General features: G+C 33.3%; 29 protein-coding genes. 15 read left to right on the top strand and 14 right to left on the bottom strand.

The annotated features are described in order from the left end of the window. The first annotated feature begins 3 nt into the window (after positions 1 to 3). The 6 genes from AC1EUU_RS10265 (at position 4) to AC1EUU_RS10240 (ending at position 5,989) form a co-directional block, all read left to right on the top strand. Positions 4 to 405, top strand: coding sequence for a hypothetical protein (locus AC1EUU_RS10265; RefSeq protein WP_480201331.1), 402 nt, complete (start codon positions 4 to 6; stop codon positions 403 to 405). Between the two features lie 48 nt (positions 406 to 453). Then, positions 454 to 1,911, top strand: a complete 1,458-nt coding sequence (locus AC1EUU_RS10260; RefSeq protein WP_480201330.1) for a sensor histidine kinase — start codon at positions 454 to 456, stop codon at positions 1,909 to 1,911. Between the two features lie 70 nt (positions 1,912 to 1,981). Beyond that, positions 1,982 to 2,758, top strand: coding sequence for an enoyl-CoA hydratase/isomerase family protein (locus AC1EUU_RS10255; protein WP_480201329.1), 777 nt, complete (start codon positions 1,982 to 1,984; stop codon positions 2,756 to 2,758). Positions 2,759 to 2,762: 4 nt separating this feature from the next. Further along, positions 2,763 to 4,436, top strand: a complete 1,674-nt coding sequence (locus AC1EUU_RS10250) for a helix-turn-helix domain-containing protein (protein ID WP_480201328.1) — start codon at positions 2,763 to 2,765, stop codon at positions 4,434 to 4,436. Positions 4,437 to 4,661: 225 nt separating this feature from the next. Further along, complete coding sequence (locus AC1EUU_RS10245; RefSeq protein WP_480201327.1) at positions 4,662 to 5,051, top strand: hypothetical protein; 390 nt, start codon at positions 4,662 to 4,664, stop codon at positions 5,049 to 5,051. 71 nt (positions 5,052 to 5,122) lie between these two features. Next, complete coding sequence (locus AC1EUU_RS10240; RefSeq protein ID WP_480201326.1) at positions 5,123 to 5,989, top strand: TraB/GumN family protein; 867 nt, start codon at positions 5,123 to 5,125, stop codon at positions 5,987 to 5,989. Positions 5,990 to 6,034: 45 nt separating this feature from the next. Here AC1EUU_RS10240 and AC1EUU_RS10235 read toward each other — a convergent pair whose 3' ends face one another. From AC1EUU_RS10235 to AC1EUU_RS10225, 3 genes are read right to left on the bottom strand one after another with little or no spacing between them, the layout of a single operon-like run. Further along, positions 6,035 to 6,493, bottom strand: coding sequence for a GNAT family N-acetyltransferase (locus AC1EUU_RS10235; protein ID WP_480201325.1), 459 nt, complete (start codon positions 6,491 to 6,493; stop codon positions 6,035 to 6,037). Then, positions 6,480 to 7,139, bottom strand: coding sequence for an HD domain-containing protein (locus tag AC1EUU_RS10230; protein ID WP_480201324.1), 660 nt, complete (start codon positions 7,137 to 7,139; stop codon positions 6,480 to 6,482). The genes AC1EUU_RS10235 and AC1EUU_RS10230 overlap by 14 nt, the downstream gene beginning before the upstream one ends. A 60-nt stretch (positions 7,140 to 7,199) precedes the next feature. Further along, positions 7,200 to 7,901, bottom strand: coding sequence for an RNA polymerase sigma factor (locus AC1EUU_RS10225; protein ID WP_480201323.1), 702 nt, complete (start codon positions 7,899 to 7,901; stop codon positions 7,200 to 7,202). Positions 7,902 to 8,032: 131 nt separating this feature from the next. Here AC1EUU_RS10225 and AC1EUU_RS10220 point away from each other — a divergent pair, with 131 nt between their 5' ends. From AC1EUU_RS10220 to AC1EUU_RS10205, 4 genes are read left to right on the top strand one after another with little or no spacing between them, the layout of a single operon-like run. Further along, positions 8,033 to 8,395: a hypothetical protein gene (locus AC1EUU_RS10220; protein ID WP_480201322.1), complete on the top strand. Its 363-nt coding sequence runs from the start codon at positions 8,033 to 8,035 to the stop codon at positions 8,393 to 8,395. Position 8,396: 1 nt separating this feature from the next. Beyond that, on the top strand, positions 8,397 to 8,939 hold the full coding sequence (locus AC1EUU_RS10215; protein WP_480201321.1) for a YceI family protein: 543 nt from the start codon (positions 8,397 to 8,399) through the stop codon (positions 8,937 to 8,939). Further along, a complete protein-coding gene (locus AC1EUU_RS10210) occupies positions 8,936 to 9,322 on the top strand; it encodes an OB-fold protein (protein ID WP_480201320.1) in 387 nt (128 codons plus the stop codon). Before AC1EUU_RS10215 ends, AC1EUU_RS10210 begins: the two co-directional genes overlap by 4 nt. Before the next feature lie 9 nt (positions 9,323 to 9,331). Further along, complete coding sequence (locus AC1EUU_RS10205; RefSeq protein ID WP_480201319.1) at positions 9,332 to 10,174, top strand: DUF5777 family beta-barrel protein; 843 nt, start codon at positions 9,332 to 9,334, stop codon at positions 10,172 to 10,174. On the opposite strand, the gene AC1EUU_RS10200 is transcribed toward AC1EUU_RS10205, so the two are convergent. Together AC1EUU_RS10200 and AC1EUU_RS10195 are read right to left on the bottom strand one after the other, a co-directional pair. Next, entirely contained in the window at positions 10,171 to 10,560 is a 390-nt protein-coding gene (locus tag AC1EUU_RS10200; RefSeq protein WP_480201318.1) for a hypothetical protein, read from the bottom strand. The genes AC1EUU_RS10205 and AC1EUU_RS10200 overlap by 4 nt on opposite strands. 60 nt (positions 10,561 to 10,620) lie before the next feature. Further along, the gene (locus tag AC1EUU_RS10195; protein ID WP_480201317.1) at positions 10,621 to 11,031 is read right to left on the bottom strand and encodes a BrxA/BrxB family bacilliredoxin; all 411 of its coding nucleotides are present in this window, start codon (positions 11,029 to 11,031) and stop codon (positions 10,621 to 10,623) included. Positions 11,032 to 11,127: 96 nt separating this feature from the next. On the opposite strand from AC1EUU_RS10195, the gene AC1EUU_RS10190 reads away from it, so the two are divergent. Next, the gene (locus tag AC1EUU_RS10190; protein ID WP_480201316.1) at positions 11,128 to 11,874 is read left to right on the top strand and encodes a TerB family tellurite resistance protein; all 747 of its coding nucleotides are present in this window, start codon (positions 11,128 to 11,130) and stop codon (positions 11,872 to 11,874) included. Between the two features lie 55 nt (positions 11,875 to 11,929). On the opposite strand, the gene AC1EUU_RS10185 is transcribed toward AC1EUU_RS10190, so the two are convergent. From AC1EUU_RS10185 to AC1EUU_RS10160, 6 genes are all read right to left on the bottom strand, one after another. Then, on the bottom strand, positions 11,930 to 12,820 hold the full coding sequence (locus tag AC1EUU_RS10185) for a metallophosphoesterase (protein WP_480201315.1): 891 nt from the start codon (positions 12,818 to 12,820) through the stop codon (positions 11,930 to 11,932). A 62-nt stretch (positions 12,821 to 12,882) separates the two neighbouring features. Beyond that, on the bottom strand, positions 12,883 to 13,947 hold the full coding sequence (locus tag AC1EUU_RS10180) for a cytochrome-c peroxidase (protein WP_480201314.1): 1,065 nt from the start codon (positions 13,945 to 13,947) through the stop codon (positions 12,883 to 12,885). Next, entirely contained in the window at positions 13,947 to 14,723 is a 777-nt protein-coding gene (locus AC1EUU_RS10175; RefSeq protein WP_480201313.1) for an MbnP family protein, read from the bottom strand. Before AC1EUU_RS10175 ends, AC1EUU_RS10180 begins: the two co-directional genes overlap by 1 nt. After that, on the bottom strand, positions 14,713 to 16,053 hold the full coding sequence (locus AC1EUU_RS10170; protein WP_480201312.1) for a hypothetical protein: 1,341 nt from the start codon (positions 16,051 to 16,053) through the stop codon (positions 14,713 to 14,715). The genes AC1EUU_RS10175 and AC1EUU_RS10170 overlap by 11 nt, the downstream gene beginning before the upstream one ends. Positions 16,054 to 16,057: 4 nt before the next feature. Next, on the bottom strand, positions 16,058 to 17,551 hold the full coding sequence (locus AC1EUU_RS10165; RefSeq protein ID WP_480201311.1) for a choice-of-anchor B family protein: 1,494 nt from the start codon (positions 17,549 to 17,551) through the stop codon (positions 16,058 to 16,060). Positions 17,552 to 17,554: 3 nt separating this feature from the next. After that, complete coding sequence (locus AC1EUU_RS10160) at positions 17,555 to 18,895, bottom strand: choice-of-anchor B family protein (RefSeq protein ID WP_480201310.1); 1,341 nt, start codon at positions 18,893 to 18,895, stop codon at positions 17,555 to 17,557. Positions 18,896 to 19,062: 167 nt separating this feature from the next. On the opposite strand from AC1EUU_RS10160, the gene thiL reads away from it, so the two are divergent. Beyond that, entirely contained in the window at positions 19,063 to 20,112 is a 1,050-nt protein-coding gene (thiL, locus tag AC1EUU_RS10155; protein ID WP_480201309.1) for a thiamine-phosphate kinase, read from the top strand. 66 nt (positions 20,113 to 20,178) lie between these two features. Then, on the top strand, positions 20,179 to 21,102 hold the full coding sequence (locus AC1EUU_RS10150; protein ID WP_480201308.1) for a TolB family protein: 924 nt from the start codon (positions 20,179 to 20,181) through the stop codon (positions 21,100 to 21,102). Between the two features lies 1 nt (position 21,103). Here the strand turns inward: AC1EUU_RS10150 and AC1EUU_RS10145 are convergent, their stop codons facing one another. Next, positions 21,104 to 22,234 carry a TlpA family protein disulfide reductase gene (locus tag AC1EUU_RS10145; RefSeq protein WP_480201307.1) on the bottom strand — a complete coding sequence of 377 codons (1,131 nt, stop codon included), beginning with the start codon at positions 22,232 to 22,234 and terminating at the stop codon, positions 21,104 to 21,106. A gap of 79 nt (positions 22,235 to 22,313) precedes the next feature. Further along, positions 22,314 to 23,096 carry an alpha/beta fold hydrolase gene (locus AC1EUU_RS10140; RefSeq protein WP_480201306.1) on the bottom strand — a complete coding sequence of 261 codons (783 nt, stop codon included), beginning with the start codon at positions 23,094 to 23,096 and terminating at the stop codon, positions 22,314 to 22,316. A gap of 109 nt (positions 23,097 to 23,205) precedes the next feature. Here AC1EUU_RS10140 and brnQ point away from each other — a divergent pair, with 109 nt between their 5' ends. Then, on the top strand, positions 23,206 to 24,477 hold the full coding sequence (gene brnQ / locus AC1EUU_RS10135; protein WP_480201305.1) for a branched-chain amino acid transport system II carrier protein: 1,272 nt from the start codon (positions 23,206 to 23,208) through the stop codon (positions 24,475 to 24,477). A 61-nt stretch (positions 24,478 to 24,538) separates the two neighbouring features. On the opposite strand, the gene AC1EUU_RS10130 is transcribed toward brnQ, so the two are convergent. After that, positions 24,539 to 25,768, bottom strand: coding sequence for an MFS transporter (locus tag AC1EUU_RS10130; RefSeq protein WP_480201304.1), 1,230 nt, complete (start codon positions 25,766 to 25,768; stop codon positions 24,539 to 24,541). Positions 25,769 to 25,940: 172 nt separating this feature from the next. Here AC1EUU_RS10130 and AC1EUU_RS10125 point away from each other — a divergent pair, with 172 nt between their 5' ends. After that, positions 25,941 to 26,786: a helix-turn-helix domain-containing protein gene (locus AC1EUU_RS10125; RefSeq protein WP_480201303.1), complete on the top strand. Its 846-nt coding sequence runs from the start codon at positions 25,941 to 25,943 to the stop codon at positions 26,784 to 26,786. The last annotated feature ends 69 nt before the right edge of the window (positions 26,787 to 26,855 follow it).

Here is a 26,855-nt window from a genome sequence, read left to right as displayed (position 1 = left end):
GTATTGTTTTTAATATTTTCTTGTAAGGATAAAAACAGGGATGTTCTTAATCAAAACTCTAAAGAATGCATTAATTCTATTTTTAAGAAAGATGATTCATTGGGTACTATTAGAAATCACTCTTGTGAAAATATATCTTTAAGTAAAACAATTAAACAATACACTACCAATCTTTCTAATTTAGACTTTTCTAACTGTCCTGAAGAATTTTCAAATGCATTTGAAGCACATATTTCTTCCTGGAATAATATGATTATTGTAACGAATAATCATAAAGATCTTAGAGGAGAAATGCATGATCTTTTCGATAGTATTAAAAAAAGTAAAGATTCAAGCGAATTTAACTTAAGATTACAACACATTTGGAATACATGGAAAATTGTAGAAAAAGCTAAAGGTCAATAATATTTTTTAGGAATGATATTTGCTATCTTTACCGCAATAGATTCTTAAATGCAGCTAAAAAAAACTTCACTACGTACTCGTATTTTTGTAGCAATGATCTTATTAGTGGTCATTGCTTCTGTTTTAATTGCCTTAATCACGATATATCAATATAATGAGCAAGCTAAAGATTATCATGAAGGTCGTTTATTGCGTAAAGAAAACGCTATTAAGGCAAGCATTGATATAGAGCTAATGCGAAGAACAACTTACCCGGTAGATGAAGATCATTTAGATGAAATATTTAAAGAGAAGATTTACGATATTTCAGATATTAATCAAATGGATGTCTACATTTATGATATTCAAGGGAAGTTAAAAATAAGCTCGGTTTCAACATTCGGAAAAGAGACAACCGACTATGATATTTCTCCGGAAACTTTGATTAACGTAGCCGATGATGCCAACCATAGGGTTGTATTAGAAAAGTATACACCACAAGGCAAAAAATACCAATCTTCTTATAGCTATATTAATGATAATAAATTTAAACCAATAGGTATTTTACACCTCCACTATTTAAATGATAATACTTTTCAAGATAAAGAACTAAAAGAATTCTTATTGCGGTTAGGATTAGTATATCTGTTGATGTTGCTTATTGCCATTACCATTGCGTATATAGTTTCAAAATATATCACTAAATCAATTAAAACGGTAAGTGAAAAGATCAATCAAACAAAACTCGATAAACGAAACGAAAAGATCATTTTAGAGAATGCCAGTGAAGAAATGCATAATTTGGTCAATGCCTATAATGATATGGTTGATGAACTTGGTGAAAGCGCTGTTAAATTAGCAAAGAGTGAAAGAGAACAAGCTTGGCGCGAAATGGCAAAGCAAGTTGCACATGAAATCAAAAACCCGCTAACACCAATGCGATTAACGGTACAAAGCTTTGAACAACGTTTTGACCCCAATGATCCAAAAGTTAAAGATAGACTTAATGAGTTTAGTAAATCTTTAATTCAGCAAATAGATACAATGAGCTCAATTGCGTCGGCCTTTTCGAATTTTGCGGAAATGCCAAAGCAAAAGCGTGAAGAATTAAATGTTATTGAAGTTGTAAAACTGGCGTTAGATATTTTTAATGAAGATTATATCCATTATTTTCATGATAAAAATGAGCTGTTAGCGCAATTAGATAAGACCCAATTAATTCGTGTTGTGACCAACCTTGTTAAAAATGCTATTCAATCGCTCGACCAACAGGAAAGCCCTAAAGTTGAAGTAAAAGTTGTTGAAGACAATGGTAATGTTATTATTTCAGTTGCCGATAATGGTAAAGGAATTCCTAAAGAAGATAAGAATAAGATTTTTGAACCAAAGTTTACTACAAAGTCAAGTGGAATGGGCCTCGGTTTACCAATGATTAAAAATATTGTGGAAGCTTATGGCGGAAACATTACCTTTGTCTCAGAAATCAATCGTGGTACTGTATTTACAGTTACTATTCCTAAAAAATAAATTATGTGAATTCCTGAAGATGTAGAAATTAATAACTTCTTCATTTTTAGAAAATTGTAAAATTTTAAATATGAGTTATAACAATATTTTAGTTGTCGAAAATAACGGAATAACAACAATTACGATCAACCGTCCTTCAAAGTTAAACGCCCTAAATAAAGAAACGATTAGCGAATTGCATGCTGCTTTTGATGAAGCTGATTCTGATGCAGGTTGTAAGGTTATAATTATTACTGGAAGCGGAGAAAAAGCCTTTGTTGCAGGCGCTGATATTTCTGAATTTGCAGATTTTACAATTGATCAAGGAAAAGAATTAGCAAGAAATGGTCAAGAGACTTTATTTGATTTTGTTGAGAACCTTTCTACTCCGGTAATAGCCGCTGTAAATGGCTTTGCTTTAGGAGGAGGGCTAGAATTAGCAATGGCAGCACATTTTAGAATTGCTTCAAGTAATGCAAAAATGGGATTGCCCGAAGTAAGTTTAGGAGTTATACCGGGATATGGTGGAACACAACGACTAACTCAGTTAGTAGGTAAAGGAAAAGCTATGGAAATGATCATGACGGCAGGTATGATATCAGCCGATGAGGCTTTAAATTATGGACTTGCAAATCATGTAACCACTCAAGAAGAACTACTTGGACTAGCCGAAAAAATTGGCACTAAGATTATGCGAAATTCTTCTACAGCAATTTCTGCAGCTATTAAAGCTGTTAATGCCAATTTTAAAGAAGGAGTTAATGGATATGAAACAGAAATTGAAGAATTTGGTAATTGTTTCGGAACAGCTCATTTTGAAGAAGGAACTACTGCTTTCTTAGAGAAACGTAAGCCGGACTTCAATTAGTAGAATGAGATTTAGGTTTCAAATATTTATACTACTAATTGCATTAACATCCTGTTTGTTTTGCGGTGCACAGGTATCGCAAAAAATATACAATTCAGTTTTAGAAAACACTAGGTTAAACCCAAACTTAGCTATTGAAAATGCTAAGAAGTTATTGGCTCTAGCAAAAGAAAATAAGAGCTACGATACTATTGCAATTGCGTATATGTATCTTGGTAAGGCTGGAAGAGTAGCAGGGGAGTTTGAGCAAGCCCTGGCATATACCGACTTGGGTATCGAAGTTGCTCAGAATAATAATGTTCCTAAATCGATACTGGCAGAACTGTATTTAACTAAAGCCAATAATTTAGCTGATTCAGGGAAAGCAGATGAATCTGCGATAATCATGTTTAAAGGCGTAGACATTGCGAAATCTACCAATGATATAAAACCGCAAGTATTATTAAATCATGGCTTAGGTTATACCTATTTAGCCTCTAATAAATATAATAAGGCCATTGAGATTTTAAAAAAGAATATATCGCTTATAGAAGAACATGAACTTCTAGATAAAAAAAGTTTTGAAGTCTATTATAAAGGCATGGCAATGCTGGCCAGAGCATATGAAAGTAAAAGTGATAAAGACTCTACCTTATTGTACCTCAATTTGGGCTTAAAGCATGTATTAACTACAGGAGATATTTTTAGTACTAATGCATTTTATGAAGGTTTAAGCACAATTTATCTTGACAAAAAAGAATACAATAAAGCATATAACTTTTTAATAAAAGCAAAAAAACTAGGTTGGAAGATTGGAAATGAATTGGCAAATGATGGCATTGATTATAACTTGGCTAGATATTATTACGAAACGAATGATTATCAGAAGAGTATTTCTCAGTTAGATTCTATTATAAATTATTACGATAAAAACCTAAGCATTGTAAATCCGGAAACATATAAACTTTTAGCAAAGAATTATAAAAAACTTGGAAAATTAGAAGAAGCTAACAAGTATTATGAGTTATACGTAATTAATTATGATAATATTAGAGAGGAGAATCAGAAACTTTCAAATATCGTTCAAGATAAAGAGTTAGAAGAGGTTCGGTTAGATGAGAAAAGGCAAAAAAGAAATACACTGTATTTGTTAATTGCAGGTACTATTGTTATTATCTTACTTGTGGGGTATTTATTCTTTTTGTCTGTCAAGAGGAAAAAAGAAAAAACCCATTTCGAATCATTAATTCAAAAAATAAAGGCATCTGAGCATCATCAGCAAAATTTAGTAATAGATAGTAAGGATGCGTTATTAGAAGAGTCTGGCAGCCCAGAAATCAATGAAAAAACAACTCAAGAAATAATTGAAGGACTTAAGAAATTAGAAGAGCAAAAATATTATTTAAAACAAGAATGCAACTCATATAACGTTGCCAAGAAAATTAAAACGAATACTTCTTATCTTTCAAAAGTTGTAAACTCACATTATCGGAAAAACTTTAATACGTACATAAATGATTTACGTATTAATTATGTAATACTTCGCTTAAAAAATGATAAGCAATTTAGATCTTTTTCAATACAATCTATTGCTAATGAAATAGGTTATAAGAGCTCTGATTCTTTTACTAAATACTTTAAAAAACACACTGGTTTAAACCCATCTTTCTATATTAAAGAATTGAATTCTATAACTTAAATTTAGTAAAACAGTTCAATTAAAACCCTAAATTTATAAAAATAGGGTTCACTTTTTTATGATTCTTTTAATATTTATAAAGTTAATTTAATCTTCTTATTTTCAATTATTTAAGTAGTGATTACATGATCCCTAATTTTCTAAAAATTGCAATACTTCTCTTTTTATTTTAAATGTTATACTATTTCTTTGTTCTAGAAATCAATCATTAATAATCGAAGAATTATGAAAACATCAGCCAAGACAATTGTAATTATTTTAATAGGGCTTATTGCCGGAATTTGGTTAGGCTATTCAATAACATCGGCTTTACTTGTTAAGGACAAATCTGTTAGTATAATCGAGGTTTTAAAAGAAAACTGTGACTGTAGTGAAGTAAATCAAGTAATTTATGCCAAAGGGATTCAATTTGGAGAAAACGGAATTAGTACTGAAAAAGCCGAATATGAATTAATAAATTGTGACTTCTCGATTGCTTTAGAACATAAAGCAAAGGAGTTAAATGAAATACTAAAAAAGGAGGTAAAGGGCTACACTAATATTGATCTTCTAGAATTGGAGTTCGTAAATGATCATCAGAAAGAAACAATATTAATAAGAAACGGTAAAATTTAATAACATGTTAATAGTAATAATTGAAGTAGTATTAAGAATAATAGAAGTATTTATTTAAAAAGATAACCATAATGAAGACAATCAAAAAACAGTTTGCACTACTAATTACTTTTTTAACCATTTTAATTTCGAGTGCTCAAGAAAAAGAAAATGCCCTGCTATGGAGAATTGAAGGTGATAGTATTAAAACCTCTTATTTATTTGGTACTATACATATGTTACCACAAAAAGATTTTAAATTAGATGAACATGTGAAAAAGGCATTTAATGAATCAGAAATTGTAACACTAGAATTAGATATGGATGATCCTAGTTTTATGAAGGATGCTTTGCAATATTCCTATTTATCTGAAGGAGAAAATTTAAAATCCTATATGGATGAAAGCGAATATAATCTATTAGATGAATTTTTAAAAGAGAATTTAAAAGTTGGAATGGCCCAATTTTCAAAAGCGAAACCATTTTTATTAATGTCATCATTAATGACCACTTTCGTTGGAGAACAATTGGCTAGCTACGAATTAACTTTTATTCAAATGAGTAAAGAAGCGAACAAAGAAATTAAAGGCCTGGAAACGTTCGCCGATCAAGTTGCTGCGTTTGATACCCAATCTTATGAAGAACAAATTGACGGTTTGATAGAAATGATAGAAGAATATGATCACTATCGTAAGCTTTATAATGATTTACTAGAAGTTTATAAGAAAGAAGATATAGAGGCCATTTATAAGGGTTCTAAGGTTTATTTTAATGAAGATAAAGAGTTAGAAGAAAAACTATTAAATGAAAGAAATAGAAATTGGATTCCGAAGATTGGGAAATTGTCAAAAGAGCATAAAGTATTTTATGCAGTAGGAGCTGCTCATTTAGGAGGAGATCAAGGAGTGATTAATCTATTAAGAGAAAAAGGCTATAATGTAATACCAGTGGCTCATTAAAATTTCTAAACTTGATATAGGCCACGAATCAATAAGAGTAGTGGCTTATATATTTTTTTCGAATATAATCTTGGTTTGTCCACTGTCATTAGAGTAAACCTGCTTGATATTAAATCCGTTTTTTAGATTTAATATCATCATGGGTTTAAACCGATTCATAGACTTGGTTCGTAATTTAGTATACTCATGTTCTTTAGCCCATTTTTCTTGAAATTTGGCTAATTGCTTTGCGACACCTTGTTTTCTATAATTTTCGGTAATACCTCCAACCCAACTATAGAATGTAGAATGATCGTATTGATAACCTATCTTAAAACCAATAGGCTCTTTTTTGTTATAGGCGATAAGGCATAATAAATCGTCTTTTTCATGAAGCCTTTGAATAAAGAACTTAGGTCTTGCATCTTCAAAAATAAGTTGATAAAGTGATAGAAGGATCTTCATCTCACGCTGATGAGGTGTACCTTTGATTGCCTGAAAATTAAAATCCTTATTTTTTTCCATTCCATTCATCATAAAACTGTTCAAGATAGTTTTTCATATACTTATGACGCTGTTTTGCAATTTTTTGCCCAGTTTTTGTATTCATTTTATCCTTTAGCAAAAGTAATTTCTCATAAAAGTGATTAATCGTAGGGGCTTTTGATTTCTTGTATTCACTCTTGGTCATATTTAAATTAGGGGCAATATCAGGATTGTGCAATTCTCTATTCTTATATCCACCATAATTAAATGCTCTTGCGATACCTATTGCTCCAATGGCGTCTAATCGATCTGCATCTTGAACAACTTCTAATTCTTTTGAAGTAAATTTTGCGCCATTTGCTTCCAAGCTATTTTTATATGAAATGTTTTCGATAATTTTAATTACATGTTCTATTGTCGTGCTATCAACATTTTGAGAAAGTAAAAAATCGGCAGCTTTTTTGGGAGCGATAGTTTCATCTCCATCATAAAATTTGGCGTCGGCAATATCATGCAACAAAGCACCCAAAGCGACTACTAAATCATTTACATCTTCTCCTGTAGCAATTAGTTTAGCATTGTTAAACACTCTTTCAATATGAAACCAATCATGGCCACCTTCGGCACCTTTAAGCGTTTCTTTAACAAATTCAATGGTGTTTTCAATAAGTTGTTTTTCATTCATATTGCAAAATAAAAAATCCCCTAATAATCTAGAGGATTTTTTCAAAACTTAAATTAAAATTTATACTGTTTCTAAGTTTGAGAATACTTTATCTACTATATGATCGCAATTATGAGCACCAAATTCGAATAATTCTGATTTAGGAATTATTTCATAGAGGTGATCTTTCAATTTTAATTTCGCCCTATGTAATCGAACTTTTACATTTGAAGGGGTAATTTTTAAACATTCGGCAATTTCTGCAATGCTCATATCTTCTACAGCACGCATTATATAAACATTTCGGTATTTTATATCCAACCTGTCAATGGCTTTTTCTAATAGCATTTTAGTCTCTTGTTGTATCATATTTCGCTCCGGATTGTCTTTTTGATGGTCAAATAATTTTATAACCTGTCTATCAATTGCCAGGTCGCCTCCTTCTTTTAGCGTTACCATCCTACTTTTAGATTTCAATTTTGCCAGGGCTTCATTAATACCTATTCTTATTAACCAAGTTGAAAATTTTGACTGATGTTTAAATTGATGTAACTTTTCAAAGGCTTTGAGATAAGTGTTTTGCATAACATCTTCAATGTCTTCATGCTTATTAAGATAACCTCTAATAACCCGAAATAATAGCTGATTATTCCTTCGTAAAAGCACCTCGTACAATGCTGTTTCTCCTGCCAAGATTTTTATAACAATCTCAGTGTCAGAATTTCTATAATCTCTATAATCTTTGATTCTGGCAATTTGCATAGGTATTCTTCGTTTAAACATTTAGATGATTATTCCTTAAAAAAATTACAAAAAATGTAACCTTTTTATATGTTTTTTATCAAAAAGGATGTGAAGTTAGAACACCTTTACGGATTTGAGTATTGGTTTATTTAATAATTAAAAACAAAAATATGATGAAGTTAGCACTACGATTTTTATTCGCATTAGCAATTATTATGTATTTGAGTAGCTGTTCTAGTGATAGTGAAGATGATATAACACCACCACCAACAAATGGAAAAGTTACGTATGACCAAAATGTAAAACCTATTATTGATGGTAATTGTTTAGGATGCCATTCAAGCCCTCCGGTCAATGGAGCGCCATTTCCTTTAACAAATTTCAACGAAGTAAATAGTAGGGCAACGGCAATTTTAAATGCCATCTCAAAGCAATCAAATGAAGCTGGGGTAATGCCTCCGGGAAATAGACTATCTCAAGCATCAATTGATATTGTTGATCAATGGATAAAAGATGGCCAGCTTGAAAATTAGTATGAAATATCTATTTTTCATACTATTATTTTTAACCACTATAGTTACCGCACAAGATAAATATATAGAAAGAAAAGGAGTAATTTCTTTTGAAGCCTCAGAAGCTACTTTTGAACCGGTAAAAGCCAAAAACAATTCTGTAACGGCTATTATTAATGTGCAAACGGGAGAAATAGCTTCTTTGGCTTTGATCAAAGAATTTCAATTTAGAAATGCACTGATGCAAGAACATTTTAATGAAAACTATATAGAATCTGATACATACCCAAAAGCAATATTTAAAGGGAAAATTTCGGAATTTAATTTTGACAAATTATCAGCCGATGAAAGAGAATATATAATTACTGGAATTTTAAGTTTACATGGAGTTGATAAAGAGATCCAATCAAAGCTTTTTATTGCTAATCGCGATGGCGTTCTTTATTTAAGAGGAAATTTTACAACGAAACCGCAGCATTTTAATATTAAAATACCTAAAATAGTTCGTAACAAAATTGCAAAGGAGGTTTTGGTAAAGTTAGATTTTAAACTTAAAGCACAATGAAAAGAAAAGGAATTGTTGTAGCTTTTGCAATATTGCTTTTTGGGTTTTTTGCTTATAGATATGTATATAAAGATCACCGAAATGTTGCTCTAGAAAGGTCAATTCAAACTATTGAATCCATCGAATTTTATCGTTTGTTTCAAGAAAATACTGATAGATTTAATGCTATTTATTTAGATAAAACGATCGAAGTTTATGGTAAAATAACCATGATTGAAGGTAATGCTATTGTATTAGATACCAATAGCTATATCATTTTCAAAGATAGTTTTAAAGAAAATGTAAAAATTAATGATAAGGTTACGGTAAAAGGCCGTTTTGTTGGCTACGATGACCTCTTTGATCAACTTAAAATCGATCAAGCTATTTTAATAACCAATTAACTAAGTAATATGAAAAAATTACTACTTCTCTTATTCGTTCCATTATTATGTTTTTCGCAAAAAAACCTATTGAAAGATATTGATAAAGATAGTGATAGTCAAATAGCCGATGCGGCCTTTAAAGGATTAAAGATTGTCAACTTTGAGTCCACAAAACTAGCTAATGAAAAATTGTTCTATTTGGTGGTTTCGCATCGATTTAGTTCCATAAAATCAGGAATTGAAGATTTTTTTGGCTTAGACGATGCGGTAACAAGATTAAATCTCATTTATGGCATTACAGATTGGTTAAATATTAGCGTTTCTAGAAGTTCATTTCAAAAAACCTATGAAGGCGCATTAAAATATCGACTCTTACCGCAAAGTGAAAGTGACTTTCCATTTACGTTGGTTGGTTATAATAGTATAACCATTAATACGAATCTAGATGAAGATGTTTTAACCGGATTAGAATTTAAACATCGTGTTGCATATGTACATCAATTATTAATCTCGAGAAAGTTCAACAAAAACTTTTCTCTCGAGATTATTCCAACCTTACTTCATGAAAATTTAACAAAATTAAGCACCCAAGATAATACGCAATACATCATTGGAATAGGTGGGCGACATAAATTAACCAAACGATGGTCAGTAAATATTGATTATGGCTGGCATTTAAACCGAGCTAGTAATTCACCGTTTAAAAACCCATTGTCAATTGGATTTGATTTAGAAACCGGAGGGCATGTCTTTCAGTTACATTTTACAAATGCTCAACCTATGAATGCAGCCGGTTTTTTAAGTCAGGGTACCGGAGACTGGAGTGATGGCGATGTATTTTTTGGATTTAATCTCTCGCGTGTATTTTAATTTGAAATAGATGCATAAATTCCCACACACTTACCGTCTTCACATGCTAATTCAATAGGAGGAGAAACAAATAAACAATCCGAGGCAATTTCATATTTAATATAAAACTCTCTTTGAAGAAGATTATATTCTTTTACTTTCAATTCTAACAGATCGACATCTATTGAGGTAGGATAAACCAAATAAGACCATGGGCCACCGCATGGCTTACTACCAAATGCAATATAGGCACATTCCGAGTTCTCATTACATGTAGCCCCATCAACAAGTGTCATTATCTCATCTCCGAGGCCATCTATTTTCTTTTGATCTGCCTCAAAGTTGTTATCATCGGAGGAGCAAGAAGTTAGAAAAAATATAAAAAGTAAATAAAAAAATGATTTCATACCATAAGTTTTATCTTAAGATATAAAATCATTTAATCAGTTGCGTTCAATTCTAATTTTTTAGCAAAATTCTGTATAGGCTTCGCTTAGATTCTCAGCAATCATTTCGGCAGATCTTCCTTCTATATGATGGCGTTCAAGCATATGAACTAATTCACCATCTTTGAATAAAGCAACTGCTGGTGAAGAAGGAGGGAAAGGCACCATATATTCACGTGCTTTATTAACCGCAGCTTTATCTACACCGGCAAAAACAGTCGTTAAATGATCGGGTTTTTTATCACCTTGCAATGAAGCTATGGTTCCTGGTCTTGCCGTACCAGCGGCACAACCACAAACAGAATTTACCATTACGAGTGTAGTTCCCTGTTCTTTTAGTATTGAATCAACATCAGTTGCAGTAAATAATTCTTTAAATCCGGCCTGTACAAGCTCAGCGCGCATCGGTCTAACTATTTCTTCTGGATACATATTTTTCTAATATTTTTTAGTAACAAATTCTATCGCAAAGATACGTATAAATACAATAAATGTATATTTGAAAACGAATAGAGATAACTTTAATATATGAGTTTTGCAAAATGGTTAGGAGCCAGTCTCGGTTGGTCTTTTGGTGGCCCTATAGGAGGCATTTTAGGTTTTGCTTTAGGAAGCGTGATCGATGGTTTTTCTGACGCCGACCTAAGAGATTTTAGACAAACAAGTCAATCTGGAAGAAGACCTCGTATCACTTCTTCTGGAGATTTTGAAGTGAGCTTGTTGGTATTGGCAGCTGTAGTTATAAAATCTGATGGAAGAGTTGATAGAAGAGAGCTTGATTTTGTGCGCCAGAGTTTTAAAGGAATGTATGGAGCAAGCAGGGCTAATAAGGCATTTAAATTATTTAATGGAATTATTAAGAATAATAATATTTCTACACGTCAGGTTTGCATGCAGATAAGACAGCAAATGGAACATGCCTCACGTTTACAATTACTACATTTTCTGTTTAATATTGCTAAAGCAGATGGGAATGTAGCCGAATCAGAAATGAAAACAATTCACAAAATTGCGGGCTATCTATACATCAATGATCGCGATTTTGAATCAATAAAGGCCATGTTCTATAATGAAGTAAGCAGTGCTTACAAAATTTTAGAAGTTGATAAAAATGCTTCTAACGATGAAGTTAAAAAAGCATATAGAAGAATGGTAAAAAAGCATCATCCAGATAAATTAAGACATTTAGGTGAAGAACATGTTAAAGGTGCTGAAGAAAAGTTTAGAAAAATTCAGGAGGCCTATGAACAAATACAAAAGGAAAGAGGTATCTAAAGTAAATTAAACTTAATGTTTATGATTTATACTAATTTTTAATAACAGAACTTAGTTATAGATAAAGATCAAGACTTTTGGGTCCTTCCAAAATTGTTTTAACAATTTTATTCTGGTTTTGATCGTCAATGCTATTATGCCACTTTACTAATGAAATCTCTAAATCTTTTATCTCAATACCAATTATTGATTTAGGATGTACACAGCTACCATCATTAAAATATGGGATATCACCCGGTTCTGGAAATCGTGGTCGGTGCGTATGACCTGCAATTACCATTTGATTATTATTGTTGATAATCCAATCTTGAATATTACGTTCTACTTTGATAAGGTTTTTATAGTTTTTGGCCGGACTCGTAGGGTCTTTCACATTAAACCATTTCTGCAATGGCATCCATAGATAACGAACAAAAAATAAACTTAGCTTCCACATTTTATAATTAAACCAATCTGCTTGATGGCCATGAATCAATAAAATGGTTTTATCAGTACCTTCTATTTCGAGTAAAATACTTTCATTGTAATGCAGATTAAATAGTTGCTGTTTCTCTTTTAGCTCATCAGGCTTATAGATATACTCATAAACCATTTTCTCAACAACTTTAGGATCTCTAAAAACCATATCATGATTTCCGTAGAGCATATATGCTCTTTGTTCGAGATGAAATTTACGCAATAGTTCAAATGATTCTTTATGTGCTCTGTAAATAGGTTCAAATGAATTATTTTCCCATAGTTCAACTCCGTCTCCTAATTCAAAATAAGTAAATCCGTTATCATAATAGGTTTGCAAGGCATAACTATAGATTTGCATATTGTGAGCAAAATCATCAGCATAGCTGTTATCGCCTCTATGCAAATCGCTAAAAAAAATAAGCTTAGAATCACAGTTGATCGTGACTTTTTTTGCGGTAGCCAGTGAATTATCTAAAATAGAGCGCATGATCATTTATTAGGGCAAAGCAAAGTAGTAAAAATAAAAGAGGAAGGCAATATGTTTATCTGCTAAGGCTTTTGAAAATCTGGATTATTGACAAACTCTTCATCTGACAATGACAATAAAAAGGCCTTAAGATTGCTCTTATCTTCATTCGTTAATTGCACACCTCCTTGATCTACTTTTTTCATTAGAGGATCAATAGTTGGAGAAAATACCAAACCTTCGCTATAGTGATCAATTACTTCTTCGAGGGTAGCAAAGCGTCCGTCGTGCATATAGGGAGCAGTAAATTCTAAGTTTCGTAATGAAGGAGATTTAAATTTACCATTGTCATTTGGATCTCCGGTGACTGCACCAAGACCAAGATCTATGAATGAAGCATCTAAACCATTATTGTGAAAAATATTATCTGTCCAAAGCGGATTGTTATCACTTCCATGACAATGAAAACAATCCCCCCGCGCTTCATCCATAAAAACATTAAAGCCTTCTAATTCGGCTTCCGTTAATGTAAGTTCACCCCGCAAATGTTTGTCAAAACGTGAATCACCAGAAATTAAGGTGCGTTCAAATTGAGCAATAGCCTTAGTTACTAATGTAGAGTCTATTGAAGTAGTACCAAACGCTTGAGAGAATAAAGTTGGATATTCAGGATGATTTTGCAGCTTAACAGCTACTTCTTTCCAGTCACTATGCATTTCAATAGGATTAGAAACTGGCTCAAAAGCTTGTTGCTCTAACCCTAATTCTTTGCCATCCCAGGCAAAGCGCTCATCAAAATTCCAAGCTAGATTAAATAAAGGCATTGAATTTCTTGTGCCTAAAAGGCCATCAACACCATCGCTAAATTGGTCATTATCTGTAAAAGCTTTTTCTGGCGCATGACAAGTAGCACATGATTGTGAGTTGTCTTTTGAAAGGATATTATCAAAAAATAATCGCCTACCTAGTGCAACTCCTTCTAGGGTTAACGGGTTGTCTGATGGTATAACAGGATCAATCAGTTTCTCTTGAAAAAGTGAAGGTATTTCCAATTCAAATGGAGTAGGTGCAAAAGGCTCTTCTCGATCTTCTGAAGAACAGCTTAAAAAGATCGATAAAAGCAATAATATACCTATTCCTTTTTTCATTACTCTTGGGTTACATTACCTAAACTAAATACGCTTTGCCCATTTTCACTCATCATTATTTGGGCATCAAAATTTGGCATCAAAGTAGTGTTCAGAACATTTAAATCCCAAGTATTTGGATTTTTAAACCATTCTGCTAGGTTTGTTTTCACTTCTATTGCCGTATTACCTGATATGGTTACCGAACCTAAATTAACTGTAAAGAAAGTATTCTGAAAAACGAGATTATCAGGATCTGATGCATTAACAGCCCTTATTGCGTGATAGTTAAAGTTTTGTGGTGTTGCCAAGCCACTATTGGTATATTTCCCATCAAATTGCATATAATGATAACCACCGCCTAGCATAGCTGGCACATTCCATGAAACAGAATTTAAATCTTGATAAACTCCATCTTGATTATCGGTTTCATTAAATCCGAAAGTAAACGATACTTGATAGGTTCCGTCATTTACCGCACTCGGAATTGTGAATACCAAATTTGTATTATTTGTTACGTCTACTAGGCTATAGCCAATGAAAGGCGTAGCTCTATTATTGGCATCTGTAAATGTAATTCTGGAAATTAGGTAGCGCAGTCTTTCGATACTCAATGTTTCTCCATTAGCATTGGTGAATTTAAGATCGTTAAAATCGGCATTAGTAACATTGGTCCCATCCCAGTTATGTGTAAATTGAAATGTAATATCTGCTGGCGCAATTGTGTTATCGTCGCTCGAGCAAGAACTCATAAGTACTGTTAAAAAAACTAGTATTGTTATTATTTTATTCTTCATTTATTCTAATAATTAATGCGTCTGTAAATCCTTTATTTTCTTTAATGTCTAAATCTGAACTTGAAGAGTCACCAACTACAATAATGCTATTATCTTGTAATTGGGTAACTCCATATGCAAAATCAATGTCACTTCCACCAATAGATTTTTCCCATAATAAATTACCATTATCACCATTTATTTTCAGAATCCAAACATCATTTTGTCCATTATTTTGAGAAACATCGAGGTCTTGGCTTCGGGAGCTTCCGGCAATTACATAATTACCATTATTAGTTCGAGTAAATGCGCGGGCAGCATCAAAACTAGAGCCGCCATAATTCTTCTCCCAAATAATTGTGCCGTTAGTATCTATTTTGACAACCCAAATATCTGCTCCTCCGTTTTGACTTGAGATATCTTGATCATTGCTGCGGGTTTCTCCTACAAGGATAAAATTTCCGTCATTCGTGTTTAAAATCTGATAGGCGGTGTCAATTTCTTTGCCTCCCAGTGATTTTTCCCAAACTAATTGTCCGTTTTTATCAATTTTCACTAACCAATAATCATAAGCTCCTTTGCTGCTTTTAATGTCAACATCGTTACTATCTGATGACCCTATTAATATATACCCATCATTTACCTCTAACGCGTCATAAGCAGTATCAGTATTGGTGCCTCCAAAATAATTACGCCATTCTAGTGCTCCCAAAGCGTCTATCTTTAAGGTCCAAAAATCGCCTCCCGCATGCCTATTTTTAGTATTATTTTTATTGCCCTGGCCCCCGGAGGCAGTAACGTCTAAAATCCCAGTGATTAAAAAACCACCATTTGAAGTTTGTAATACCGAAAATCCTCGATCATCTCCTGCAAACCCATAACTTTTTTGCCAGGCAATATTTCCTAAGGCATCTAGTTTTATCATCCAAACGTCTTGAAATCCTGCATTCTCTGACGCATCATTGTCATCACTTCTATTATAACCGATTAATGCATAGCCCCCATCGTTTGTTTGAATGATCTTTTCGCCACGATCATCTTGACTTCCTCCAAATGACCTCTGCCATTGTAATTGATCGTTGGCATCAAATTTTAATAGCCAAAAATCATATTGCTCATTGGGTTTATTTGTTATATCACCATCATTGCTTTGAGAAAACCCTAAAGCTACATAGCCACCATCTGAAGTTGCTATAACCGATCGTAAAGCATCATTTTTAGAGCCACCAAAAGTAGTAGTGAATTCAATGACAGGATCACTACCTGAAGCAATAGATTTCTTATCAGAACAGCTTATATAAATAAAAACCGTGCTTAATAGTAATAGATATGTTCTTGCTGTTATTTTCATTTAATTAGATGCCACTTTTGCGAACTATAAACAATCCATTAGCTCTATCACTTATTATTATATTTTTACTTTCGAAGTATGGGTATACGCTCCAGGCTCCTTCATATGAAGAATTATCTGCGTCAGGGTGCGTATCAAAAAAGCCTATTTCTCTCATTTCTATTTCAATATTAGTTACATCAATTACCCTTAGCCCGGCTTCGTAATTTGCCAAGTAAAATGTATTACCATCAACATAGCCGTTATGATCTGTAGCAGGTGTTGTTCCAAAATATTCATATAATATTTTCGGTGCATCAAGATCTAGTAAATCAAAAACAATGGTTCTAGAATTATGCCCTAATTGCCCCTCATCGCCTTCATCACCCAATAAAAAATAGCGATGATCTTCAGTAAGCCAACCCTGGTGTGGTATGTATGTATTTTCATATTCACCTTTTGAAATAAGTTTTGGATTAAAGGTGTCAGTAATATCTAGAATATCTAAGTTATCTGTAGAAGTATTAAGTCCAAAGTAAATTTCTTTACCCGTATAGTCCGCATCGGGCCCTTTATAGGTTACCACTTGAGCATCATGGTGAGATACATTAATAGCATTCTGGGAGCCTGGAGATGTATAAGAATGAAAGTCACCAACTGCAATTGGATTTTTAGGATCTTGAATGTTTGTAAAAAATGGTCCTTGAATTAAAGTCTGACCATTAGTAGGTTGCCCTTGACTACCAACTGCACAGAGCATACCCGTTTCTTCATTGATTGCCAAATTGTGAACATTCACAAAACCAGTGTAATGGACGTCGGCTTCAAATGATTGAGGAGGGTTGTCTACATTTCGTAATTTAGTTAAATCAAAAATCTGCATCCCATGACCTACTAATTGTGCTGCCATAAATGCATGATCTTTGTAAACTTTAACATCTCTCTGGCTGTTGTGGCTACCTCCAATTGCACTAGGTAAAGTGCCTAAATATATTGGAGATACGGGATTAGAAATATCAACAAATGCCAAACCGGTATCTAGACAAATGAGCGCATATTCTTTCCCTGTTTCGCTATCTGTCCACCCCCAAATATCCATAGCTCTGCTCGCTCCCATACTAGCAGGGTTTAAACGCGCAAGCAAATCATAATCGTTACAAGGGAATTGATCTGCAAATCCATTTTCGCAAGTTACCTTACCATTATTACCGCATACATCTCCTATACCGTCTCCATTTGAATCGGCCTGATCATTGTTCGCTATAACGGGGCAATTATCGTTAACATCTAAAATAGCATCGTTGTCATCATCGGTATCGCAAACGTTACCCATACCATCACCATCTGTATCTATTTGACCACTGTTAAAAGTCAATGGGCAATTATCATCGTCATCTGCTACACCGTCGTTATCAATATCATTGACTATAACAATAGGATTATTAACAGGGTCATTATCTTTTTCACAAGAAGCTAAGCATATAAGGCAGCTTAAAAGCCAAACAATTTTTTTTGTCATATTTTAATTACTTTTCTTTAGAATAAATAAACCATTGTTAACATCACTAACAACAATTTTATTACTTTCAAAATAAGGATAAGTACTCCAAACACCATTGAAGCTTACTCTATTTGTATTGGGAAAGGTATCAAAAAATCCGACTTCTGATACGATTCCACTACTGATGTTAGAAACATCAATAAATCGAACACCGGCCTCGTAGTTGGCCAGATAATAGATATTATCTCTAATGTATCCGTTATGATCTATTGCAGATGTTGGGCCTAAATACTCTGTTAGTAAAACCGGATTATCTAAATCAGTTACATCGTATATTAAACTACGAGAATTCAAACCAAAATTGATCTCATCTCCTTCATCGCCAACAATTAAATAACGATGATCTTCGGTTAACCAACCTTGATGCACATAAGCAAGGCTGCTATATGTAGCATTAGATATGTTTTTCGGATTTGCTTTATCGGTAATATCGGCAATGATGATTTCACTTTCATTACTACCAATGTATATTTCCTTACCTACATAATCTGTATCAGGCCCGTTATAAGTAACCGCTTGTGCGTCATGACTATAACCATCATCACCATACCCTTCTTCAAAGATAGGATTTTTAGGGTCTTGAATATTCATAAAAAGCGGCCCACCTTTATAAGTACCATTTCTATCGGTGCCAACAGGATATGCATATCCTGTATCTTCATTTATAACAATATTATGTGCATTTCCAAAAACCGATGAATGTGCATCGGTGGTAAATGTTTCCGGCGGATTTGTAACATTTCTAAGTTTTGTAAGATCAAAGACTTGCATCCCATGGCCAGGTGCCTCACTAACAATATAGGCATGATTTTGATATGTTTTAATATCGCGCCAAAGGCTATTATCTGTAGCAGTAGGAAGAAATCCTAAGTAAATGGCCTCATCAGTATTAGTAATATCTATAAATGCAGTACCATTATTTAAACCTAATAATGCGTATTCTTTGTTGGTTGTTGGGTCTGTCCAGCCCCAAGAATCATTTGCAGAATCAGTGCCAAAAAATGCTAATGGTATATGTAATAAAAGATCATAGTCATTACATGGGTAAACATCGGCAAAACCACCAGAACATGCTTTAGAAGAAAAATTAAAAGTAGCATCGCACGCATCACCTAATCCGTCATTATCACTATCGGTTTGGTTGCTATTCGCAATATTGGCGCAGTTATCATTAGCATCCGCAATACCATCGGCGTCAGTATCATCTATTGTACTGTTGCCGCCATCATCAGAAGACGAACATGAGTACATAATACTTAATAGTATGAAAATTATAAATAGTAAAGGAATTTTTTTAGTCATTTTGAGTATAGTTTGAGTTAAAAGCATCAAAAATCATGCTATATTACAATAATATCTTATTAGTAGAAACAGTTTTGTAAATATTTACCCTACCTCGAATATTTAAAAGTTTATAATGAGCGACCTAACAAAAGTAATTCATTAATTTTGCATCTCAAATGAATACCATGTTAGAAGATAAAAATCAAAATAGAACTTCATTATCAAGTTTAGGTGAATTTGGACTTATTCAGCACTTAACTAATGCTATTAAGCTTGAACATTCATCTTCAATTAAGGGAGTTGGCGATGATGCAGCTGTGCTAGAATTTGATAAACAAGTTTTAGTAACAACAGACTTATTGGTTGAAGGTGTACATTTTGATCTATCTTATATGCCCTTAAAGCATTTGGGGTATAAGGCTGTTATGGTTAATCTTTCAGATGTTTATGCCATGAATGGGAGTGCGTCACAGATTACAGTTTCTATCGCTGTTTCTAATCGATTTCCACTAGAGGCAATTGAAGAATTATATGCAGGTATTCATTTGGCTTGCAAGAATTACAAAGTAGATCTAGTGGGAGGCGATACTACTTCTTCTACAAAAGGTTTATTACTAAGTATTACTGCAATTGGTGAAGCCGATAAAAAAGAGGTTGTATATAGAAATGGCGCTAGACCTAATGATTTAATCGTTGTTACTGGTGATCTAGGAGCTGCCTATTTAGGCCTACAGGTCTTAGAGCGAGAGAAGCAAGTTTTTGAAGCAAATCCAAATGCGCAACCAGAGCTTGATAATTATACCTATTTAGTAGAGCGTCAATTAAAGCCCGAAGCACGGAAGGACATTGTAAACTTATTGAAAGATTTAGATGTAAAACCAACTTCTATGATTGATATTTCTGATGGCTTATCTTCTGAGATTATTCATATATGTCAACAAAGTAAAGTAGGGTGTAATCTATATGAAGATAAGTTACCCTTAGATCCTCAGGTAATTTCTACTTGCGAGGAGTTTAATATTGATAGCACTATGGTTGCTTTGAGCGGCGGAGAAGACTATGAATTAGTATTCACAATCTCATTAGATGATTTTGATAAGATAAAAGCAAATCCTAATCTTACCGTTATTGGCCACGTTACCGATAAGAACGAAGGAATGAACCTGATCACACGAGCTAATCAAAAAGTTGAATTAACTGCTCAAGGCTGGAATGCTCTGTTAAAAAAGAGTTAATTCATTTTATTTCAATCTATTTCATTACTCAAAATTCTATTTTTAAGAAACAAAAATCAATTTCTTATGATTAGAATTATACTTTTTCTAGTTACACTATTCGTTTCAATTTTATCATTTTCCCAAAAGGAAGCAATGCCCTTTTTACCCGAAGTTTTTGAAAATTACCCTAATGTTCGTGATATTGCTATTTCACCAGATGGTAATGAAGTATATTTTACGGTAGACGACCTCAAAAGCAGAATTGCATTAATATCTTATGTGAAAAAAACAGATAAAGGTTGGTCAAAGCCTCAATCAGTTTCATTTACCGGTAAATATCGCGATTTAGAACCGGCTTTTACACCAGATGGAAAGCGATTGTATTTTGTTTCAAATAGACCTATTCATCAAGATTCTATTAAACCTAAAGATTATGATATTTGGTATGTTGACAAAACCAATACAGGTTGGTCTCAACCAAAAAATATAGGTGCGCCAATTAATACTGCTGCACATGAGTTTTATCCTTCAATAGCAAGTAATGGAGCAATTTACTTTACGGCCGAACGCGAAGGTGCCGTAGGTAGAGAAGATATTTTTGTAAGTAAGTTGAAAGATGGAAATTACCAAGCACCGGTTTCCTTAAAAGGAGAATTAAATACTAAATATTTTGAGTTTAATGCTTTTGTGGCGCCTGATGAAAGCTATATAATTTTTAGCGGACAACGCCCAAGAGAAGGAAAAGGAAGAGGAGAATTATACATTAGCTATAATAAAGATGGTGTTTGGTCTAAAGGCAAACTGTTAGAAAAGATCAATACAGAGTATCTTGATTTTTGTCCATTAGTAGATGTTAAAACCGGTAAACTATATTTTACAAGCCAAAAAACAAATGTAAAAAGACATTATAATGAACCTTTAGATTTAAATAGGTTTTTAGAAATGTACCAAAACGCACCTAAAGGATTGAACAGAATTTATACCATAGACTTTAAAGAAGTCAATTAAACTATTTTTTAATTTGCTCTTCTATAAGTGATTTTAGTGCTTCACCATGAATGTTTTTTGCTAAAATTTTCCCGTTTTTATCAATTAAAAAATTATCTGGTAAAGCAGTTACTGCGTAGTCATAAGCAGCAGGAGTTTTAAAACGCTCTAATGTAGAAACATTGGTCCAGGCTCTTTTGTCTTTTTCTAAAGCAGCAAGCCATTTATCACGTTTATCATCTAGAGAAACTCCATAAATAGTAAATTGTTCTCTAGGGTACTTTGCCATTAATTCATTTAATTTTGGAGCCTCTCTTCTACAAGGTGCACACCAACTTGCCCAAAAATCGATAAGCGTATAATCTGAATTTAATGAAGATAAACTAATAAGGTCGCCTGCAGCATTAGGCATTTCTATATTTTTTACTGTACCACCAATAGCAGTTTGCTTTAAGCGGTTTACTTTTTCTCTAATCTTCTTTGAGATTTCTAAATTCGGGTGTACTGCTTCAAACTTTGCAGCCAGCGCATCGAAGTTTGCCAACTGATGAGCACCCTTCCAACGAATAGAAGTAGCATATAAACCTAAAGTTGAAGTCATATTTTTTTGGATATAATCAACCAATTCATCAAGGTGTTTGTCATAATTAGTGAGTTCCAATTTCCCTAATTCGGCAATTTTTTCTTGATCTGGGTTTTCAGCTTTTTTTAATTCTTTAATTTCTCTACGAACAGATTTTACCAATCTATCTAATGATTCTCTTCTAAAGGTTTCGTAAGCTAATAGTTCTTCGGTGTCTTTTGAGCCCTCAGCTGTTGCTTTAAAATCATCGGTTCCATAATCCGATATGTTTAGGGTTACATTTTGATCTTTTTGTAAAGCGATATCTATTTTCTTTTTATTTGGAAAATTTAACGAATACAGATAAGGTTCATCGGTAAACGAATATGTAAAATTCCCCTGGTTATCGATAGCAATAGTGTCAATAGTTTCGGTTATTTTACGCTCTATATCAGATTCTTTTTTAACAATGATAGATTTAACTGAAGTAGAACTTACGTTTCCTGAAACAATAAATGAAGGAGTTTCTTTTTTACTGCAAGCAAAAGTAATCACAGCAACGATAGATAGAAGAATAAATTTTTTAAGCATAAAGTTTAGGTTATTGGCTCAATGGTCGCTAAAAGTAAAATTTAATTACATGATGTCTTGTTAAAAGTGTTATAAAAAACTAACCACATTTTTTTATAAACCACTGCAATTCAAATAAACACTCTTCATAGTTTTCTATATAACTCATATGTCCATCAGGAAACTCTACGAGATCAACGTCTGTATTTTTCGTTTGTTCAATTAGAGAATTATATTCTAAAACAGGGTCCTTTTTACCAATAATGAGCAGTTTTTTATACGGAGAAAAATGCAATAACATTTCACGATCATCACGTATTTTCATGCCTTCAAGGGCGGCAATAATACCTTGTAAAGGCGTTTTTAAAGCTTCTTTTTTTAATTGCTTAATCTCATTTAAAAAGATCTTTCGATTTTTAGGGCGAAATAGATTCGCTATAGCCATTCTCACAAAAGTTGTATGTACTTGTTTTACGGCTTTAATAGCTCTATCTCGGTTTTTCTTTTTCTCATTTGAATCTGCTCTCGCTGTTGAGTTCAATAGACATAATCCTTTTAGTGCGTCTGGCTTTTTTTCCGCAAAAGCGAGGGCTACATAACCACCCATAGAATGTCCTATCATTACAGAGCGTCTAATTTTTAAATGATGTAAAACAGCCTCAACGGCTTCGGCCATAAGTTCCATGGTATGAATATAGCCCAAACAACCACTTTGACCATGCCCTAAAAGATCGATGCAGATCACACGATTTTTCATACTTAGTTGGTTGGCTATTCGCTCCCACATAGAAGAATTCTCTAGAAATCCATGTAATAATACTATCGCCTGACCTTTACCGGCGTCAGTATAAAAAATGTCGATGCCTTTATGTGCTAAAATCATTTTACTATATTCGACAAATATATAAAAGATGGAAGCTGAATGTTTGATATTGGTATTACCAAAAACAACGAATTATTAACAAATTAATGACACACTTTCACAAAATAAGATGAATAAAACTAAAGAAATCTGGATTAGCGGCTTTGCCTTATTTTCAATGTTTTTCGGCGCGGGAAACTTAATTTTACCTCCATTTTTAGGCTTTAAAGCAGGCGGTGATTGGTTTTGGGTAGCGCTAGGATTTGCCATTACAGCGGTGCTGATACCATTATTAGGTATTTTGGCGCATGCTCGTTTACAGGGCACCATGTTTGATTTTGGTAAAAAAGTGTCTCCACTCTTTAGTTTAATGTATTGTTTGATTGTGTATGCGATTTCTGTGGCATTACCAGCACCCAGAACAGCTTCTGTAACCCATGAGATGGCGATTGCACCATTTTTTGGTACGAGTTCTTTAGTAACTAGCAGTATCTATTTTATTTTGGTATTCATTTTTGTAATGAATCGCTCTAAGATTTTAAGTTTTATTGGTAAATATCTTACTCCTTTAATTGTATTGATCTTACTGACTATTATTGCCATTGCTATAGTCTCACCAACACCTTTGCAAAACCCTTCATTGTTTGAAACGCCCATCGTAGATGGCCTGCTAGAAGGTTATCAAACTTTTGATGCCATTGGTGCTGTGGTTGTAGGTGCTGTGGTTATTATTTCATTAAAATTACGTGGGCACGAATCTTTTGAAGCCAAGAAAGAGCTGATAACGAAATCTGGGTTTATTGCTGGTGCGGGACTCTTTATAGTTTATACAGGACTTATTTTAAGTGGTTCACTATTCAACATGTCTTTTGAAGCTGAGGCTACGCGTACAGAGGTTTTAGCAGGATTGAGTACCATTACGTTGGGGAATGTAGGCACCACCTTTTTGAGTGTGTTGGTGGCCCTGGCTTGTTTTACCACGGCTGTAGGAATCATTACCGGAACTGCCGATTATTTTAAAGGATTATTTAAAGAATCACAATTAGCTTATACTAGTACAGCTATATTGGCCTGTATTATTGGTGTTGTGGTTGGGCAGTTTGATGTACATTATATTATTGATATTGCCTTACCGGCATTAATGTTTATTTATCCGATTACTATTGTTCTGATTCTTCTAAACGTAATACCTGAGAAATATGCCGCACCATTGGTGTTTAAAGTGGTAGTTGCGGTAACTTTTTTGTTTAGTATACCTGATTTTTTAAAGTTTTTAATGCCTCCCGAAAGTTTAGATGGTATAAAAAGTTTAATACCCTTGTCACAATACAGTTTGGGTTGGGTATTGCCTTCTTTGGTGGCTTTTATTTTAGTGAATTTGTTCAAAAAAAATGAAGTATAGTTTTATAGTTAAACCTGTAGTTAAACTAATAGTAGCTTTAATTCAGTAGATAAATTAAAAATCAAGAATTTGACTTCTTGCGATGTATTCTTAAAAAAATAAAAGAAGCAATTAATCCTATCAAAGAAAAAATGGCCAATGTGATAAACACATGTTGATGACCTGTTCTTCCTGGAGAGTTGTCTAGTAAATAACCCATTAATGGTCCTGCAAATATATCGGGCGTATAGCCTACAACAGAAATAACACCTACCGCTGTACCCGTTAAAGTTAAAGGGATGTTACCTTCTTCTAATACCGCAAAATATAATACGCGCGCAGCATAAACGCCCAATGCCACTAAAAACACTGAGAGTAAGAAAAATACATCCATAGAAGGGTCAATTAAATCGGTTGCAAATAATATAGAACCTAGAATTGCCACTGCAAACCCTGCAACCAAATAAATAGAGGCTTTGGCTCTATCGGCTAGAAAACCAACGAATACACCAACAACGGGTCTAATAAATAATAAATATGTACCCGTTTTAGCAGCATCAATTTCATTATAGAGCATCACTTCTTTGGCGTATAACGAAAAAACATCGGTAAATTTATAACCTACATAAGCGCATAAAATAATAACCATTAACAACCAAACAGCAGGTAGTTTTAATACCATTTTTACATTGGCTGCAGATATGGTTTTTACCTGGTGCTCGGCAGCTTCTTTTTGAGGAAGTTTTAAAAAGAAAAAAGTCAAAATACCTACAAAAGCCACCAAAATTGATGAAATAAAAATAACACGGATAAATGCTTCACTACTTTGTGCACCGGCTGCAATTGCCTCTGCCGAAGGGATGAAAATCGAAAAAATAACGACGCCTAAAGTCCCAAAGAGCGCTGCTACTAATCCTCGGCCACCATCTAAAAAACCAAAAGCTTTTCCTTGAGAATCAACTCCGCCCCAAATGCGAGTTGCTTTAATCATTGCCGCCCAAAATAAAAAGATGGTAGTAAAACCCCAATAGCCATAAAGTACTTTTAGCATTAATAAATTAGGTATGGTTGTCATGTAAAATCCTCCCAAGGCCGTTAACCATAGAGCGATGGCCATTAATCTATTCGGTTTGAACTTATCGGCCAATATACCGCCGAAAAAGTACGATATAAAGGCAACGATTCCATAAACAGAAAAACAGATACCCAATTCTAAATTGGTTAAACTAAAGGTTTCTAAATAGGTAGGGCGAAAAATGCGCGCAAGTACAAAAGGTAAAATAAAAACGGCTTCACCTGCTAAGATGAGCAATAGAATAAATGTGTATCTTGAAAGTGCTTTTTGTTTGATTTCTCCAATTTATTTGGTGATTGGGCAATTTAGTATAATTTTTGGATTCTTTTAGTTGAGTACTTTCTTATTTGACCTCTTTTTATGTTAAATTTCTAAAATTTTACGACTAAAGCTTCACAATAAAACTTAAATGGCTATTCAAGACATACAAACCTATACATATAAAGATATCTTTTCATTAAACGTGGTAGATTTTGAAGAGGCTTGTGTAGTAAATAAACCAGAACAGGTAAATACCTATCGTATCTATTGGATTAAAGAAGGAAAGGGCACGTATAGCATCGATTTTAATTCATACGATTTTGATGGCGAAGTATTATTCTTTCTTTCACCTGGCCAAGTGTTTTCTGTAACTTCCGAAAAAGTAAAAGAAGCATATCAAATTTCTTTTGTGCGAGATTTTTATTGTATACAAACACATGACAAGGAAGTGTCTTGTAATGGTGTTTTATTTAATAATATTTATGAATCTCCATTTGTAAAACCCAGTGAACAAGAAAGTGTTAAACTGAATGCAGTTCTTTTTAATCTAATTGAAGAATTTCGTTTAGAAGATACGGCTCAATACGATATGCTACAGGCTTATTTAAAACAGTTTATAGTACAATCTGTACGGATAAAAAAAGAGCGCGACATTATAAAAGATGCCACCGAAACGAAATTGTTTAAAGATTTTAGTGTACTAGTTGATTTAAATTTTAAAAAAGAACATTCAGTAAGCTATTATGCCGAGCGATTAGGAGTATCACCAAAATCTCTTACGAAGCACTTTCAAAAAATAGGAGCGCAAAAGCCTAGTGATTTTATTAAGAATAGAATTGTACTTGAAACGAAACGAAAATTGCTTTATTCAGATGCTTCGGTAAAACAAATTGCATATGAACTAGGCTTTAATGACCCTGCCTATTTCACCAGATTTTTCTCTAAGGCTACCGGAAAATCACCTTTACAATTCAAAAAAGAGCTGAAAAACTAACTCGTCCAAAACCAAGGAACTTTTGTCCATTTATTGCCCTTTGTTCTCATTATAATTTTGTGCTATCAA

The organism is Maritimimonas sp. 2205BS37-2, from assembly GCF_056591755.1.
Note: the sequence above shows the minus strand (reverse complement) of the source record. Positions and strands in the feature narration are given on the sequence as shown.